Here is a 15,287-nt window from a genome sequence, read left to right on the forward strand (position 1 = left end):
ACCCCTATTGTCCCAGCGGCTCCCCGCCGACGCCCCAGTGGGATCGGGGGACCTCGGTGATGGTCACCCACACCGAGTCGGGATTCTTGCCGGTCGCCTTGGCGTAGGCCTCGGTCACCGCGGCGATTGTCTCGCGTTTCACCCGGTCGGACAGGCCCGGCGTCTGCGAGATCTGAATCAGTGGCATGGCCCCGACCCTACGACGACGGCGCGGGTGTCACCGGTAGTGCGCGCGAGGGGTCGAAACAGCTGTGGGTCCCGGTGTGGCATGCGGGCCCGGTCTGATCGACGATCAGCAGCAGCGCGTCGCCGTCGCAGTCCAGGCGTACGTCGTGCACGACCTGGATGTGACCGCTGGTCTCGCCCTTGACCCAGTACTCCTGACGCGACCGCGACCAGTACGTCGCGCGTCCGGTCGTCAGGGTCCGGTGCAACGCCTCGTCGTCCATCCAGGCCAGCATGAGCACCTCGGAGGTCTCGCGTTCCTGCACCACGACCGCCACCAGTCCGGTGTCGGTGCGGCTGAGCCGATCGGCGATGCTCGGGTCGAGGGTCATCGGACGATCAGTCCGTCGGCCCGCATCGCGGCCTTGACCTGCTCGATCCGCAACTCGCCGAAGTGGAACACCGACGCCGCGAGCACGGCGTCGGCACCGGATCGCACCGCGGGGGTGAAGTGCTCGACCCGACCCGCGCCGCCGCTGGCGATGACCGGGACCGACACCGCGGCGCGGACCGCGGTGATCATGGCCAGGTCGAACCCGTTCTTGGTGCCATCGGCGTCCATCGAGTTCAGGAGGATCTCCCCGATGCCGAGATCCTGTCCGCGACGGGCCCATTCGACGGCGTCGATGCCGGTGCCCCGCCGGCCGCCGTGGGTGGTGACCTCCCACCCGGACGGTGTCGGTGGCTCGCCGGCGGGCACGGTGCGGGCGTCGACGGAGAGCACGATGCACTGCGATCCGTAGTGCCTGCTCATCTCCCCGAGGACCTCGGGCCGGGCGATGGCCGCGGTGTTGACACCCACCTTGTCGGCGCCCGCGCGCAACAGGATGTCGACGTCGGCGACCGTGCGGACCCCGCCCCCGACCGTGAGTGGGATGAAGACCTGCTCGGCGGTGCGTCGGACGACGTCGAGCATCGTCGACCGACCCGAACTCGACGCGGTCACGTCGAGGAAGGTCAGCTCGTCGGCACCGGCGGCGTCGTAGGCGGCGGCGAGTTCGACCGGGTCGCCCGCGTCGCGCAGGTCGACGAAGTTGACGCCCTTGACCACACGGCCGGCGTCGACGTCGAGGCACGGGATGACCCGGACCGCGACGGTCACGACGCACCTCCCCGGGAGGGGCGCGGGGTGCGCTCGGGCAGGTAGTCCGCGGGGTCACCGACCCCTTCGATGATGGTGGCCAGTTCCTCGTGCACGCCGGGGCTGCCCGCGAGCATCGACGACGACGTGACGTGCCACGGCTCGCCGGCCAGGTCGGTGACGACTCCCCCGCCCGCGAGGACGAGAGCGGCGCCGGCCGCGTTGTCCCAGGCGTGGTGTCCGAAACAGATCGCTCCGCCGAGCTTTCCCCCCGCGGTCAGGGCCATGTCGAGACCGGTGCTGCCGAGCAGTCGCAGCCGCGACACCTCCCGTGAGACCTCACCGAGGATCTCCACGCGATAGTTGCCGGGGAACCGACCGCCGCTGTTGAGGTTGAACGCACCGAACGCGATCACCGAGTCCTGCAGGCGGGCCGGGCGCAGCGCCGGGACGGGTTCGCCGTTGCAGATGACCGGTCCGTCGACGAACGCCTGGTAGCGCAGGTCGAACAGCGGCAACCACGTCAGCCCGAGGACGGGCTTGCCGTCGTGCAGCAGGGCGAGCAGCGTCCCGGCCAGTGGCAGGCCTGCGGAGTAGTTGAACGTCCCGTCGATGGGATCGACCACCCACACCGTGCCGCTCGTGACGTCCGGGCCGCCGAACTCCTCACCGTGGACACCGATCCCGGTGGCCTCGGTCAGCCGCGCCGACAGCGTCCGTTCCAGCTCGAGGTCGAGTTCGGTCGCGAAGTCGTTGCCGCCCTTGTCGACCGCACTCGGGGCGCCGAGCCCCTCGATGAACCGCGGGGTGATGTCGTCGAGCAGGCCCGCGGCGATCGACAGCAGTCGCGGCGGGTCGATGTCCGACGGGATGACGGTGCCCGTCATGCGCGACCGGCCACCGCGGACAGTGCCTCCGGCAGGGTGAATCGTCCGGCGTAGAGCGCCTTCCCGACGATCGACCCCTCGACACCCCGGTCGACGAGGGTCGCGATCGCGAGCAGGTCGTCGACCGACGACACGCCACCGGAGGCCACGACCGGCGCGGACGCGGCGTCGGCGACCTCGCCGAGCAGTTCCAGGTTGGGTCCGGTGAGGGTGCCGTCCTTGCTGACGTCGGTGACGACGTAGCGGCTGCACCCGTCGCGTTCGAGGCGTTCGAGGACCTCCCACAGGTCGCCGCCGTCGGACACCCATCCGCGGCCACGCAGGCGGTACTGCCCGTCGACCCGGACGGCGTCGAGACCGACCGCGATGCGGTCGCCGTACTCACCGATCACCTTGGCGCACCACTGCGGGTTCTCCAGTGCGGCGGTGCCCAGGTTGACCCGGGTGCATCCGGTGGCCAGGGCCGCGCGCAGCGAGTCGTCGTCGCGGATGCCACCGGAGAGTTCGACCTTGACGTCGAGTTCGCCGACGACCGCGGCCAACAGCTCGCGGTTGTCGCCCCGACCGAACGCCGCGTCGAGGTCCACCAGGTGGATCCATTCCGCGCCGTCGCGCTGCCAGGCGAGAGCGGCCTCGCGCGGCGAGCCGTACGAGGTCTCCGATCCGGCCGCGCCCTGTACCAATCGCACGGCCTGACCGTCCGCGACATCGACTGCGGGCAGTAGTTCCAGCGTGGTCCCCATCGAGTGCACCCTCTCTGCTGTGCTCGTGTCCGCCGGTGCGGATCGAGAAGTCATCGTGTCTCGTCTCCCGTCGCCGGCGGCGCCGGTCGGGAGGTGTCGTCGCTCGCAGCCTGCGTCTCGGGGTCGGTGGTCCCGGGGTCGGTGCTCTCCGCGTCGACGGCCCGGTCGACCACTCGATTGGCGACGATCCCCATCACCGCGATCGCGAGCGCGACGGCGAGCAGGGCCACCACCAGGGCCGCGGGTGCCGAGACACGCGAGACGCCGTAGATCACCGGCACCGACACCCCCAACACGAGGGCACCCGCGCCCATCGCGAGGATCGCCAGTCGTGCGATCGAGAACCTCGGCGTCCCGGTCACCCTGTCCCCCGCGCCGCGTCGGCAGTCACAGGGCGTGCACCCAGTTGCGCAGCAGGTGCGCGCCGGCGTCGCCGGACTTCTCCGGGTGGAACTGGGTGGCCGCGAGCGGTCCGTTCTCGACCGCGGCGAGGAACTCGCCGCCGTGTTCGGCCCATGTGGTGATCGCGGGCGGGAGCGCGGAGTCGGAGTCCGACCACTCCCACGTCTGCGCGGCATAGGAGTGCACGAAGTAGAAGCGGGTGTCCGCGTCCAGACCGTCGAACAGCACCGAGCCCTCGCCTGCGGTCACGGTGTTCCACCCCATGTGCGGCAGCACCGGCGCCGGGAGCTGGCTGACCGTTCCCGGCCACTCGCCGCACCCGGTGGTCTGCACGCCGAACTCGACACCCTCCTCGAACAGGATCTGCATGCCCACACAGATCCCCAGGACGGGACGCCCGCCCGCGAGGCGTTGACCGATGATCCGTTCACCGCGCACCGAGGAGAGCCCGGCCATGCATGCGGCGAACGCGCCGACCCCGGGAACCACGAGGCCGTCGCACTCCATCGCCGCGTCGCGATCGGAGGTGACGGTGACCTGCGCTCCGGTGCGCTCGAACGCGCGCTGCGCCGAACGGAGGTTGCCCGATCCGTAGTCGAGGATCGTGACCGATTTCGACGCCGCGCTCACAGCGCTCCCTTGGTGGACGGCACACCGGTGGCCCGGGGATCGGACTCGGTGGCCGCGCGCAGTGCACGGGCGACCGCCTTGTACTGGGCCTCGGTGATGTGGTGCTGGTCGCGGCCGTAGAGCACCCGGACGTGCAGGGCGATCCGCGCGTTGATCGCCAACGTCTCGAACACGTGCTTGTTGATCACGGTGTTGTAGGCCACGCCCGGGTTACCGCCGATCACCGCGGTCAGCAGGTGCTCGGGCTCGCCGGTGTGCACGAAGTACGGACGTCCGGAGACGTCGACGGCCGCGTGGGCCAATGTCTCGTCCATCGGGATCCAGGCGTCGCCGAAACGACGGATGCCGCGCTTGTCGCCCAGCGCCTGATCGATCGCCTGGCCCAACACGATGGCGGTGTCCTCGACGGTGTGGTGCGACTCGATCTCGACGTCACCGGTCGCGCGGACGGTGAGGTCGAAGCTCCCGTGCGCGCCGAACGCGGTCAGCATGTGGTCGAAGAACGGGACACCGGTGGAGATCTCGGTGACCCCGGTCCCGTCGAGGTCGATCTCGACGACGACCGACGACTCCCGGGTGGTGCGCTCGATACGGGCGGTTCTGTTCTCGGTCATCGGAGTGCTCCAGTGGTGTCGGCCCCGGTGACGTCGGCGCTGGCCACATCTGCCGGGGTGATGCGGTCGGTCGGGGCGAGTTCGGCGGCGACGCGCAGGAACGCGTCGTTCTCGTCGGCGGTCCCGATCGTGACACGCAAGAACCCCGCGATCCCGACATCGCGGATCAACACGCCGCCGTCGAGGAAGCGCTGCCAGCTCGCCGGGGCGTCGGCGAACCGGCCGAACAGGACGAAGTTGGCGTCGGAGTCGACCACGTCGTATCCGAGGCCGGCGAGTGCGTCGACCACCCGGACGCGTTCGGTCACGATCGCCGCGACACCGGCGAGGGTGTCGTCGGCGTGCCGCAGCGCGGCGCGTGCGGCCGCCTGGGTGACCACCGACAGGTGGTACGGCAGGCGGACCAGCAGCAGCGAGGCCACCAGCGCGGGCGCGGCGACCAGATAGCCGAGGCGTCCGCCGGCGAAGGCGAACGCCTTGCTCATCGTGCGCGACACCACGAGCCGGTCCCCGAACTCGTCGATGAGAGCGATGGCGCTCTCGCGGTCGGAGAACTCGGCGTAGGCCTCGTCGACGATCACGATCCCCGTCGCCGCGGAGACGATGGCGCGGACGTCCTCCGGCGAGACCGACTGCCCGGTGGGGTTGTTCGGCGACGTGAGGAACACGACGTCGGGTCGGCGTGCGGTGATCTCGGCGACCGCGGCGTCGACGTCGAGCGAGAAATCCGGTGCACGCATGACGTTCACCCAGGCGGTGTCGGTGCCGCCGGAGATGATCGGGTGCATCGAATACGACGGCACGAAACCGATCGCGGTGCGACCGGGACCGCCGTAGGCCTGCAGGAGTTGCTGGAGGATCTCGTTGGATCCGTTGGCCGCCCACAGGTTGTCGACCGTCAGCGGGACACCGACACGGTCGCTCAGGTAACGGGCGAGGTCGGTGCGCAGGGCGACCGCGTCGCGATCGGGGTACCGGTGCAGGACCGCGGCAGCCTCCCGGACCGACTCGGCGACGTCGGCGACGAGCGCAGCCGACGGCGGATGCGGGTTCTCGTTGGTGTTCAGCGCGACCGGGACGTCGAGTTGCGGTGCGCCGTAGGCGGTCTGGCCCCTCAGGGCCTCGCGCAGCGGGAGATCCGAGACCGTGAACCGGGCGCCGGGGGCGCTCACGCCACACTCCCGGCCGACGGCACCTCGGCGAAGCGGACCTTGACCGCGTCGCCGTGCGCCGGGAGATCCTCGGCGTCGGCGAGCGCGACGACATGACCGGCCACCGCCTCGAGGGCGGCGCGGTCGTAGTCGACGATGTGGACACCCTTGAGGAACGTCTGCACCGACAACCCGGAACTGTGGCGCGCCGAACCCGAGGTGGGCAGAACGTGATTGGAGCCGGCGCAGTAGTCGCCGAGACTGACCGGCGAGTAGCGGCCGACGAAGATCGCGCCCGCATTGCTGATCCGTGCGGCGACCTGTGCCGCGTCGCGGGTCTGGATCTCGAGGTGTTCGGCAGCGTAGGCGTCGACGACGGCGACACCGTGGTCGATGTCGTCGACGAGCACGATGCCCGACTGCGGTCCGCCCAGCGCCGCGATGACACGGTCACGGTGCTTGGTCGTCTCGACCTGGCGGGTGACCTCGGTGTCCACGCGGTCCGCGAGATCGGCGCTGTCGGTAACGAGCACCGAGGCGGCGAGGACGTCGTGTTCGGCCTGACTGATCAGGTCGGCGGCGACGGCGACGACATCGGCCTCGCCGTCGGCGAGGATCGCGATCTCGGTGGGGCCCGCCTCGGAGTCGATGCCGACGATGCTGCGGCACAACCGCTTTGCCGCGGTGACGTAGATATTGCCCGGGCCGGTGATGAGGTCGACGGGTGCCAGTTCGGCGCCGTCGGTGTCGGTGCCGCCGTAGGTCAGCAATGCGACGGCCTGGGCGCCTCCGACGGCCCACACCTCGGTGACGCCGAGCAGGGCGCACGCGGCCAGGATCGTCGGGTGCGGCCAGCCGCCGTGGTCGACCTGGGGCGGGGATGCGACGACGAGCGATCCGACCCCGGCCTCCTGGGCCGGGACCACATTCATCACGACACTGGAGGGGTAGACGGCATTGCCGCCGGGGACGTACAGGCCCACGCGGGCGATCGGGACCCACTTCTCGGTGACCGACCCACCCGGGACCACGTCGGTACGGACGGTGCCGCGGCGCTGATCGGAGTGCACGATCCGGGCGCGACGGATGGATTCCTCGAGCGCGGCGCGCACGGTCGGATCGACGGCGTCGAGCGCGTCGGACAGCCGCTCGGCGGGCACGCGCACGCTGTCCGGGGTGACGCGGTCGAAGGTCTGTCCGTACTCCAGTGCGGCGGCCGCGCCGCGTTCGCGGATCGCGGCGACCACCGGCGACACCGTCGCGAGCACCGAGTCCACGTCGGTCCCGCCGCGCGGGAGCGCACGACGCAGGTCGGCGGCAGAGAGCGCGCCGCCACGTAGATCGGTACGGGAAAGCATGGTGGGCTGATCTCCTCCGGAAGAACGGTTCGGTGTGGGCGTGAACGTCCAGGATATGCGGTCCGGCCAGCCGTTTTCGACGGTGGGTGCGTCGATGGTGCCCAACGCCACCGGCCGCCGGGCGCTTCGCGGGGAAGCATCCGGCGGCCGATGACGGTCGTCGTCAGGTCAACGGGTGACCTGGTTCACGCAACGATCAGGCGTTCGCCAGGGTCGCGGTGTCGATCACGAAGCGGTAGCGCACGTCGGACGAGACCGCGCGGTCGTAGGCCTCGTTGACCTGGTCGGCGGAGATCGTCTCGATCTCGGCGGCGATGTCGTGCTCGGCGCAGAAGTCGAGCATCTCCTGCGTGAGCTGGATGCCGCCGACCATCGAGCCCGACAGCGAGCGCCGGTTGGTCAGCAGCGCGAACGCGGCGACCTCGAGCGGGTTCTCCGGAACACCCAGCTCGACGAGCGCGCCGTCGATGGCCAGCAGGCCGATGTAGCTGGTGAGCGGGAGGTTGACCGAGACCGTGTTCAGGATGAGGTCGAACTGGCCGGCCAGATCCTTGAAGAGCTGGTCGTTGTCCTTGGTGGCGTAGTAGTGGTCGGCACCGAAGCGCTTGCCGTCCTCTTCCTTGCTGGTGGTCTGGCTGAGCACCGTGACCTCGGCGCCGAGCGCGTGGGCGATCTTGACGCCGACGTGGCCGAGGCCACCCATGCCGATGATCGCGACCTTCTTGCCCGGGCCCGCGCCCCACTTCTTCAGCGGCGCGTAGAGGGTGATGCCCGCACACAGCAGCGGTGCGGCGACGTCGAGCTCGATGCCCTCCGGGATCTTCAGGACGAACTTCTCGGTGACGACGACCTCCTGCGAGTAGCCGCCGTGGGTGAACTCGCCCTCGTAGGTCTCCGAGTTGTAGGTCTGGACGACACCCTTCTCGCAGTACTGCTCGTCACCGTTCTTGCACGGTGCGCACTCGCCACACGAGTCGACGAAGCAGCCCACGCCGACGCGGTCGCCGACCTGGTGCGAGGTGACGTCGGAACCGATCTCGGCGACGAGGCCGGCGATCTCGTGTCCGGGGACGACCGGGTAGGTGGTGCCCTTCCACTCGTTACGCGCGGTGTGGATGTCGGAGTGACAGATGCCTGCGAACTTGATGTCGATACGGACATCCTTGGGTCCCAGTTCGCGGCGTTCGATGGTCGAGATGGTGAGCGGGTCTGTCGCGCTGGTGGCGACAACGGCGTTCACTGTTGGCACAGAAATCGTGTCCTTTCGGGCCTTGCGGAGCGCGCTGTTCAGCGCGCCGGGACACAGGTGCCAACGAAGGCCTCGGCGCTTTTATGCCCAGATGCGCATAAAAGCACTCGCGCATGGCCGATCTGTCGGGTTTGCCCTCAGAGATCCAGGCCCAGGTCCAGCACGGTCACCGAATGAGTGAGACCGCCCACAGCAAGGAAGTCGACGCCCGTGCGCGCGTAGTCGTGTGCAACATCGAGGGACAGTCCGCCGGAACTCTCCAGTCGGGTCCGGGGGGCCCGCTGGTTGCGTCGCTGCACCGCCATCTGGGTCTCCCAGAGCGCGAAGTTGTCCAGCAGCACCAGTTCGGCGTCGAGCGCGAGGGCCTCGTCGAGCTGCGTCAGCGAGTCCACCTCGACCTCGATGGCGAGGTCGGGGGCCGCGGCACGCACCGCGGTCAGCGCCGCCGTGAGCGACCCCGCGGCGGCGATGTGGTTGTCCTTGATCAATGCGGCATCGCCGAGGCCCATCCGGTGGTTCTGTCCGCCGCCGGCCCGGACCGCATACTTCTGCAGCGCGCGCAGACCCGGCAGAGTCTTGCGGCTGTCACGCACGACGGTGTCGGTGTCGGCGATCTCGTCGACCCATCGGGCGGTGGCCGTGGCGATCCCGGACAGGTGACACAGCAGGTTCAGCGCGGTCCGCTCGGCGGTCAACAGGCCGGCCGTCGGGGCATCGAGGCGGAGCACGACGTCACCGGCCTGCACCCGCGTCCCGTCCTCCGACCTGTCGAGCACCTCGTAGTCGTCGTCGATCACCTCGTCGAACACCGCCAGCGCCGCGTCGAGACCGGCGATCACGCCGGGTTGCCGACTCGCGATGACCGCGACGGTGCGTGCACCCTCGGGAACGGTCGCGGCGGTGGTGACGTCGGGTCCGTACCGCAGGTCCTCGTCGAGGGCGGTGCGGATCAGTGCCCGGATCTCGTCCGATGACACACCGTCGATCGCACGGGCACGAGGCGTCATTCGCCGCCTCCTCCGGCGCTGCCGATCGCGATCATCCGCTCGACGCTCGCGCGTGCGGCGTCGGCCACCGAGCGCTCCAGGTGCACCTCGTCGGTGCCGTCGCGCAGGCACCGCAGCAGCGCCTCGGGGGTGATCATCTTCATGTACTTGCAGGACGCCTTGGGGTTGACGGCCTGGAAATCGATCTGCGGTGCCGCACGGCGCAGCTGGTGCAGCATGCCGATCTCGGTGGCGACGAGGACCTCGCGGGCACCGGATGCGCGTGCGGTGTCGAGCATTCCGCCGGTGGACAGGATGTGCACCCGGTCGGCGGGTACCGCACCCTCGCCGGCGAGGTACAGAGCCGAGGTGGCGCACCCACATTCGGGGTGCACATACAGGTCCGCGTCGGGGTGCGCGTTCGCCTGATCGGTGAGTTCATCGCCGTTGATACCGGCGTGGACGTGGCATTCGCCGGCCCAGATGTGCATGTTCGTCCGACCGGTCTCGCGCTTGACGTGCGCACCGAGGAACTGGTCGGGCAGGAAGAGCACGGTCTTCTCGGGATCGATCGATTCGACCACCTCGACGGCATTGGACGACGTGCAGCAGATGTCGGTGAGCGCCTTCACCTCGGCGGTGGTGTTGACGTAGGAGACCACCACCGCGTCGGGGTAGTCGGCCTTCCACTCGCGCAATTCGTCGGCGGTGATGGAGTCGGCCAGTGAGCAACCCGCGCGAGCGTCCGGGATCAGGACGGTCTTCTCCGGCGCGAGGATCTTCGCGGTCTCGGCCATGAAGTGCACGCCGCAGAACACGATGGTGTCCTCCGGGGCCGACGCGGCGATCCGCGAGAGCGCCAGGGAGTCACCGACGTGGTCGGCGACGTCCTGGATGGCGGGGAGTTGGTAGTTGTGCGCGAGGAGGGTCGCTCCGCGCAGCGTCGCGAGGCGACGGACCTCGGCAGCCCATTCGGCGCCGGGGTCGGCGTCGGAGATGGGATCGATCACGGCCGCAGAAGTGGATGACGCTGTGGTCATGGCCGCTCTCCTTTCGAGAGGGTGTCGGTGTGGCTGACACCGGGGTCGAGTCGGTTTTCGACTGACGGTCGAAAACGTGCCCCCAATGTAGCACCGGCCACACTCTGCCCTTCAAAACCCGCCGTGTTGGGCCGTCGTTACCCCGTGTCGGGCTCTTGTTGCCGTGTGTTGTGCGGGCGATGCCCTCAGACCGGCGTGCCCCGATCCCGCAGGCACAACGCACGCGAATACGACTCGATCACGCGACGGTCGCCGGCCCCTGGGTCGCGCGATCTCATCCGGCGAACCGTGGGTAACACCTCTTCGGACCACCACACCGCCGCGAGCTCTTCGCGGGAGGACGTCGGGGTGCGAGAGTCGAGAGTCCGGCGAAACCCCCAGGCCTCCACGGCATCGGTCAGTCGAGACCAATGCGCGGGGTCGTCGAGCCAGAGGTCGGGTCGGATCGCATGGTCCAGCGGCACCCGCTCGAGAAAGCGGCGTTCGGCCGCCTTCGCGGGCAGGTGGTGCGGTCGTACACAGGCCGACGCGAACGCGACGGTGCGGATACCGGCCACGTCGGCCTCGACAGTCGTGAGACGGGCTCGGATCGCGGCGCCGATTCGGTGATGACCGTCCACGACGAAGTACAACTCGCCGAGCTGCACCAGGCGTACCGGTGGTACGCCCATGGCGCCCACCGGGGAGTGTCGGGCCCGAACGTTGCGGTGTCGCGGCCGGAACCTCGTGTCGAAATCATTTGTACGCGAAGCGGATCCGACGATTGCGCTCACCGGAACGTCACCGCGGCGCCCCGGCATCACCCCGTCGGAACCCAACGCGCCGAGCGCATCGCCGAGGGCGATGAGTCGGTCCGCGCGTCGGCCCACGAAGCTACGCGTCACGACGCCGAGCGGACGAGGAGTGCGGCGGACGTGAGCCGTGGGCGATGGCCGACCCAGCGGCGAGACCCGACCAGAGGTCGATCACGAAACGAGGCAAGAGGTGACGGTGGGTTCGCCGGACGCGGCGACGGTGCATGAACATGCACCCATCCTCGGGCGGACAGAGCGGTCACAACAGTGGCGCCAGTGACTATGTTCGTTAAGATAGTGACATGCACACCGTGGCCGTTCTCGCCTATCCGGGCATGTCGGGTTTCGAGTCCGGCATCGCAGCCGAGATCTTCGGGATGACCGAGTACACCGGTCCGTTCTCCGCAGGGATCGAGCGGCCGTGGTACTCGGTCAAGTACTGCTCCCCCAGTCCGGGCGGGGTGTCGATGATCGGTGGCGCAACCCTGACGACGCCGTACGGTCTGGACGACCTGGCCGACGCCGACACCGTTGTGATCCCCAGCGTCGCCGACGTCACCACACACACCGAACACGATGTGACCGAGGCGATCCGAACGGCCTCCGGTCGTGGGTCACGTCTGGTGTCGATCTGCTCGGGGGCGTTCGCGTTGGCCGAGGCAGGTGTTCTCGACGGTCTCAGCGCGACCACACACTGGGTATACGTCGACCTCCTCCAGCAACGCTTTCCCGACATCGACGTCGACCCGACACCCCTGTATGTCGACGCCGGGTCGGTGCTGACCAGCGCGGGATGCGCTGCCGGACTCGACCTCTGCCTCCACATCATCCGGTCCGATCGAGGTGCAGCTGTGGCCAATGATGTGGCCCGTCGCCTCGTCGCACCCCCGCACCGCGCCGGCGGTCAGGCCCAGTACATCGACGCACCCGTCTCGGTGGCCACCGATGACAGCCGCATCTCGCAGAGCATGGCGTGGGCGTTGGACCATCTGGGGTCCCCCATCGGCCTCGATCAACTCGCGTCGCAGGCAGCGGTGTCGCGGCGCAGCTACCTGCGACAGTTCGCCCAGGCGACCGGGACCACTCCGATCAAGTGGTTGATCGGACAGCGGGTCACCGCCAGTCTGGAACTCCTGGAGTCGACGACGCTGTCCGTGGAACAGGTCGCCCGACGGGTCGGTTTCGAGTCCGCGGTCACCTATCGCCACCACTTCGTCCGCGCGATGCGGACCACCCCGAGCGACTACCGAACCGCCTTCGTCCACGACAGCGCCTGAAACGACGGCGATCACACCGATGCCTGCGATCCGCTCGCAACGGCCCGGCCTGCGGGATCGAAGGCCCAACGCGCGGGGTGGTGTGACGGTCGGTGAGCACCTGCTCATCGACATAGACTGGGGGGCATGGGCGCGGACGGCATCATCCACGAGGTGCTCGACGCCGTCTTCCAGGTTCGCTCCCCCGCGTCCGACGCCCCACCGGAGTTGTCGGTGCTGCTGTGGCAGCGGGCGCGCGACCCCCAACGCGGCACCTGGTCGCTGCCCGGCGGCATCCTGCGCGCCGACGAGGACCTCACGACCTCGGCGAGACGTCTGCTGGCCGAGAAGGTCGACGTCCGCGAGGTGGCGCACCTCGAGCAACTGTCGGTGTTCTCCGCGCCGCACCGCCTGCCCGGCCCCCGAGTGATCGCCTCGACCTACCTCGGCTTGGTGCGCTCGGATTCGACCGCAAACCTTCCCCCCGACACCCGATGGCACCCCGTCGGTGCGCTGCCGGAGATGAGTTTCGATCACCGCGAGGTCGTCACGTTGGCCCGCACGCGCCTCGCGGCGAAGCTGTCCTACACGAACATCGCGTTCGCGCTGGCTCCGCCGGACTTCGCCATGTCCACCCTCAGCGACATCTACTGCGCGGCACTGGGGTATCCGGTCGACTCGACCAACCTGCTCCGCATCCTGTCCCGCCGCGGCGTGGTCAGCGCGACCGGGACGGTCGGGCGCACCGGCCGTTCGGGCGGTCGCCCTCCCGCGTTGTATCGCTTCGCCGAGAACGGGTTACGCGTCACCGACGAGTTCGCCACCCTGCGGCCCCCGGCCTGAGGTCTCGACGCCCAGGTCGGCGCGGCGGACCACGAGGAGCATCACCAGATAGGTCAGCAGCGCACCCATCGGCGCGATGACCAGGATGGCCCAGGAGAACGCGAAGCCGCCTGCGGGATCGACTGCGGCGCCGCCCAATCGAAGGCTCGGCGCGCTGGTGAAGAACTGGCCGACCGCGGTGTCACCGACACCGGGGTGTCGGGCGCCGGCGATCAGACCGCCGATCCAGGCGGCCACCGCGGCTCCGACAACGGCGCCGACCGCCACCGACAGGGCGCCGGCCGACCCGCGCAGCGGACGGATCCACCACGCACCGACACCGCCGATCGCGCCGGCCACGAAACTGATGCACGCGAACACCGCGACCGCATCGAACCGGTGGCCGGTGTCGGCGCCGAGCGCACCCGCCCGCCCCGGCGCGACGACCACACCGGTGACACCGGGAACCACCAGGCCCCAGAGGATTCCACCGATCAAACCGACGACGGCGACACCGAGCACCGCGAACACCGCCAGCCGCAGGAGTCGCCGGACATCGATCCGGTCGACGATCGGTGCGGCGTCGGCGACGGGACCGTCGGGTCCCGGTCCGGGCGCGAGGAAGTCGGGGCCGGCGGTCATCGGCGGCCGAGGAACGTCGAGTCGACGGAACCGTGTCGAGAACATCGAGCGGTCCACCCGTCCGGGACGACCTGGACGATCATGCGGCGGCCGCACTGTCCGCAGAACCGTGGTGGCTCGAGTCCGAGCTCGGCCGCGGCCGGGATCTCCTGCTGTGCAGGCGAATCCACCTGGACACCGGTGTAGACCCCGAACCGCAGGGGTTCGGTCAGCGGGGTGATCGCGTCGGGCGCGTCGAGACCGCCCTCGCGATCCCCGGCGGACTCCGCGATCACGACGTCACCGACCATCGGGTCAGATGCTGTCGTTGAGAGCCTTGATCGGCATCTGCAGGTCGACGAGCAGATCGAGATCGGCCTCGGCGGGACGGCCCAGGGTGGTCAGGTAGTTGCCCACGATGACCGCGTTGATGCCGCCCAGGATGCCCTGCTTGGCGCCGAGGTCACCCAGGGTGATCTCGCGTCCGCCGGCGAACCGCAGGATGGTGCGCGGCAGCGCCAGACGGAATGCCGCGACCGCGCGCAGCGCGTCGGACGCGGGCAGCACGTCGAGGTCACCGAACGGGGTGCCCGGACGCGGGTTGAGGAAGTTGAGGGGGACCTCGTCGGGGTTCAGCGCCGCGAGATCGGCCGCAAACTCGGCGCGCTGCTCCAGCGACTCGCCCATGCCGAGGATGCCGCCGCAGCAGACCTCCATGCCGGCCTCGCGCACCATGCGCAGGGTGCCCTCGCGCTCCTCCCACGTGTGCGTGGTGACCACGTTCGGGAAGTGCGACCGGGCGGTCTCGAGGTTGTGGTTGTAGCGGTGCACGCCCATCGCGGCGAGCTCGTCGACCTGCTCCTGGGTCAACATGCCCAGGCTGCAGGCGATCTGGATGTCGACCTCGTTGCGGATGGCCTCGATGCCTGCGGCGACCTGACTCATCAGGCGCTTGTCGGGTCCGCGGACGGCAGCGACGATGCAGAACTCCGTCGCGCCGGTCTTCGCGGTCTGCTTGGCCGCCTCGACCAGCGACGGGATGTCGATCCACGCGCTGCGCACCGGCGAGGTGAACAGGCCCGACTGCGAGCAGAAGTGGCAGTCCTCGGGGCAACCGCCGGTCTTGAGCGAGATGATGCCCTCGACCTCGACCTCGGGGCCGCACCACTTCATGCGTACGTCGTGGGCGAGCTGCAGCAGATCGGTCAGGCGGTCGTCGCCGAGCTGCAGCACCGACAGGGTCTCGGCCTGGGTCAGCGGTTCACCGCGCTCGAGAACCTTCTCGCGGGCCAGGTCGAGGATGTCGGCCTCGTCTGCATGGGTTCCCGGCTGATCCGGGCGGACAGGAGCCTGGGTCACGGGCCCTCCTCGATGACGTCGTGCGATCACTGCGGGGCCGTCGGAAACACGCGCCCGGTGGGGCGTGGG

The 15,287-nt window shown here is 69.6% G+C and carries 19 protein-coding genes; 2 read left to right on the forward strand and 17 right to left on the reverse strand.

The window, feature by feature from the left end; genetic code table 11:
* Positions 1-4 precede the first annotated feature (4 nt).
* The 14 genes from LX13_RS13690 to LX13_RS13755 all read right to left on the reverse strand — a co-directional run bounded on the left by LX13_RS13690 (position 5) and on the right by LX13_RS13755 (position 11,250).
* The gene (locus LX13_RS13690) at positions 5-187 is read right to left on the reverse strand and encodes a tautomerase family protein (RefSeq protein WP_253661905.1); all 183 of its coding nucleotides are present in this window, start codon (positions 185-187) and stop codon (positions 5-7) included.
* Positions 188-197: 10 nt separating this feature from the next.
* Complete coding sequence (hisI, locus tag LX13_RS13695) at positions 198-557, reverse strand: phosphoribosyl-AMP cyclohydrolase (RefSeq protein WP_253661906.1); 360 nt, start codon at positions 555-557, stop codon at positions 198-200.
* Positions 554-1,327 (reverse strand): imidazole glycerol phosphate synthase subunit HisF, encoded by a 774-nt coding sequence (gene hisF / locus LX13_RS13700; RefSeq protein ID WP_253661907.1) that lies wholly within the window; start codon positions 1,325-1,327, stop codon positions 554-556. Before hisF ends, hisI begins: the two co-directional genes overlap by 4 nt.
* Positions 1,324-2,193: an inositol monophosphatase family protein gene (locus tag LX13_RS13705; RefSeq protein WP_253661908.1), complete on the reverse strand. Its 870-nt coding sequence runs from the start codon at positions 2,191-2,193 to the stop codon at positions 1,324-1,326. Before LX13_RS13705 ends, hisF begins: the two co-directional genes overlap by 4 nt.
* Positions 2,190-2,936, reverse strand: a complete 747-nt coding sequence (gene priA, locus LX13_RS13710; RefSeq protein WP_253661909.1) for a bifunctional 1-(5-phosphoribosyl)-5-((5-phosphoribosylamino)methylideneamino)imidazole-4-carboxamide isomerase/phosphoribosylanthranilate isomerase PriA — start codon at positions 2,934-2,936, stop codon at positions 2,190-2,192. Before priA ends, LX13_RS13705 begins: the two co-directional genes overlap by 4 nt.
* 50 nt (positions 2,937-2,986) lie before the next feature.
* Positions 2,987-3,298 carry a hypothetical protein gene (locus tag LX13_RS13715; protein WP_253661910.1) on the reverse strand — a complete coding sequence of 104 codons (312 nt, stop codon included), beginning with the start codon at positions 3,296-3,298 and terminating at the stop codon, positions 2,987-2,989.
* 25 nt (positions 3,299-3,323) lie between these two features.
* Positions 3,324-3,968 carry an imidazole glycerol phosphate synthase subunit HisH gene (gene hisH / locus LX13_RS13720; protein ID WP_253661911.1) on the reverse strand — a complete coding sequence of 215 codons (645 nt, stop codon included), beginning with the start codon at positions 3,966-3,968 and terminating at the stop codon, positions 3,324-3,326.
* Complete coding sequence (hisB, locus tag LX13_RS13725; protein WP_253661912.1) at positions 3,965-4,582, reverse strand: imidazoleglycerol-phosphate dehydratase HisB; 618 nt, start codon at positions 4,580-4,582, stop codon at positions 3,965-3,967. Before hisB ends, hisH begins: the two co-directional genes overlap by 4 nt.
* Complete coding sequence (locus LX13_RS13730; protein ID WP_253661913.1) at positions 4,579-5,754, reverse strand: histidinol-phosphate transaminase; 1,176 nt, start codon at positions 5,752-5,754, stop codon at positions 4,579-4,581. Before LX13_RS13730 ends, hisB begins: the two co-directional genes overlap by 4 nt.
* The gene (gene hisD / locus LX13_RS13735) at positions 5,751-7,091 is read right to left on the reverse strand and encodes a histidinol dehydrogenase (RefSeq protein WP_253661914.1); all 1,341 of its coding nucleotides are present in this window, start codon (positions 7,089-7,091) and stop codon (positions 5,751-5,753) included. The genes LX13_RS13730 and hisD overlap by 4 nt, the downstream gene beginning before the upstream one ends.
* A 196-nt stretch (positions 7,092-7,287) precedes the next feature.
* Positions 7,288-8,340: an NAD(P)-dependent alcohol dehydrogenase gene (locus LX13_RS13740; protein WP_253661915.1), complete on the reverse strand. Its 1,053-nt coding sequence runs from the start codon at positions 8,338-8,340 to the stop codon at positions 7,288-7,290.
* A 137-nt stretch (positions 8,341-8,477) separates the two neighbouring features.
* Positions 8,478-9,347, reverse strand: a complete 870-nt coding sequence (gene nadC, locus LX13_RS13745) for a carboxylating nicotinate-nucleotide diphosphorylase (RefSeq protein WP_253661916.1) — start codon at positions 9,345-9,347, stop codon at positions 8,478-8,480.
* The gene (gene nadA, locus LX13_RS13750) at positions 9,344-10,366 is read right to left on the reverse strand and encodes a quinolinate synthase NadA (RefSeq protein ID WP_253661917.1); all 1,023 of its coding nucleotides are present in this window, start codon (positions 10,364-10,366) and stop codon (positions 9,344-9,346) included. Before nadA ends, nadC begins: the two co-directional genes overlap by 4 nt.
* A 185-nt stretch (positions 10,367-10,551) precedes the next feature.
* Positions 10,552-11,250 carry a hypothetical protein gene (locus LX13_RS13755; protein WP_253661918.1) on the reverse strand — a complete coding sequence of 233 codons (699 nt, stop codon included), beginning with the start codon at positions 11,248-11,250 and terminating at the stop codon, positions 10,552-10,554.
* A 212-nt stretch (positions 11,251-11,462) separates the two neighbouring features.
* Between LX13_RS13755 and LX13_RS13760 the strand changes: the two genes are divergently transcribed.
* Both LX13_RS13760 and LX13_RS13765 read left to right on the forward strand, forming a co-directional pair.
* Positions 11,463-12,437 (forward strand): helix-turn-helix domain-containing protein, encoded by a 975-nt coding sequence (locus tag LX13_RS13760; protein ID WP_253661919.1) that lies wholly within the window; start codon positions 11,463-11,465, stop codon positions 12,435-12,437.
* Between the two features lie 126 nt (positions 12,438-12,563).
* A complete protein-coding gene (locus LX13_RS13765) occupies positions 12,564-13,259 on the forward strand; it encodes an NUDIX hydrolase (protein ID WP_253661920.1) in 696 nt (231 codons plus the stop codon).
* Here the strand turns inward: LX13_RS13765 and LX13_RS13770 are convergent.
* The 3 genes from LX13_RS13770 to bioB are packed head-to-tail and all read right to left on the reverse strand — an operon-like array spanning position 13,215 to position 15,218.
* A complete protein-coding gene (locus LX13_RS13770) occupies positions 13,215-13,880 on the reverse strand; it encodes a DUF2567 domain-containing protein (protein ID WP_253661921.1) in 666 nt (221 codons plus the stop codon). The two genes, LX13_RS13765 and LX13_RS13770, sit on opposite strands and share 45 nt — an antisense overlap.
* Positions 13,877-14,170 carry a biotin synthase auxiliary protein BsaP gene (bsaP, locus tag LX13_RS13775; protein ID WP_253661922.1) on the reverse strand — a complete coding sequence of 98 codons (294 nt, stop codon included), beginning with the start codon at positions 14,168-14,170 and terminating at the stop codon, positions 13,877-13,879. The genes LX13_RS13770 and bsaP overlap by 4 nt, the downstream gene beginning before the upstream one ends.
* Before the next feature lie 4 nt (positions 14,171-14,174).
* Positions 14,175-15,218, reverse strand: coding sequence for a biotin synthase BioB (gene bioB, locus LX13_RS13780; RefSeq protein WP_253661923.1), 1,044 nt, complete (start codon positions 15,216-15,218; stop codon positions 14,175-14,177).
* Positions 15,219-15,287 lie beyond the last annotated feature (69 nt).

Origin of the sequence: Williamsia maris (assembly GCF_024171815.1) — a bacterium.
GTDB lineage: Bacteria > Actinomycetota > Actinomycetes > Mycobacteriales > Mycobacteriaceae > Williamsia_A > Williamsia_A maris.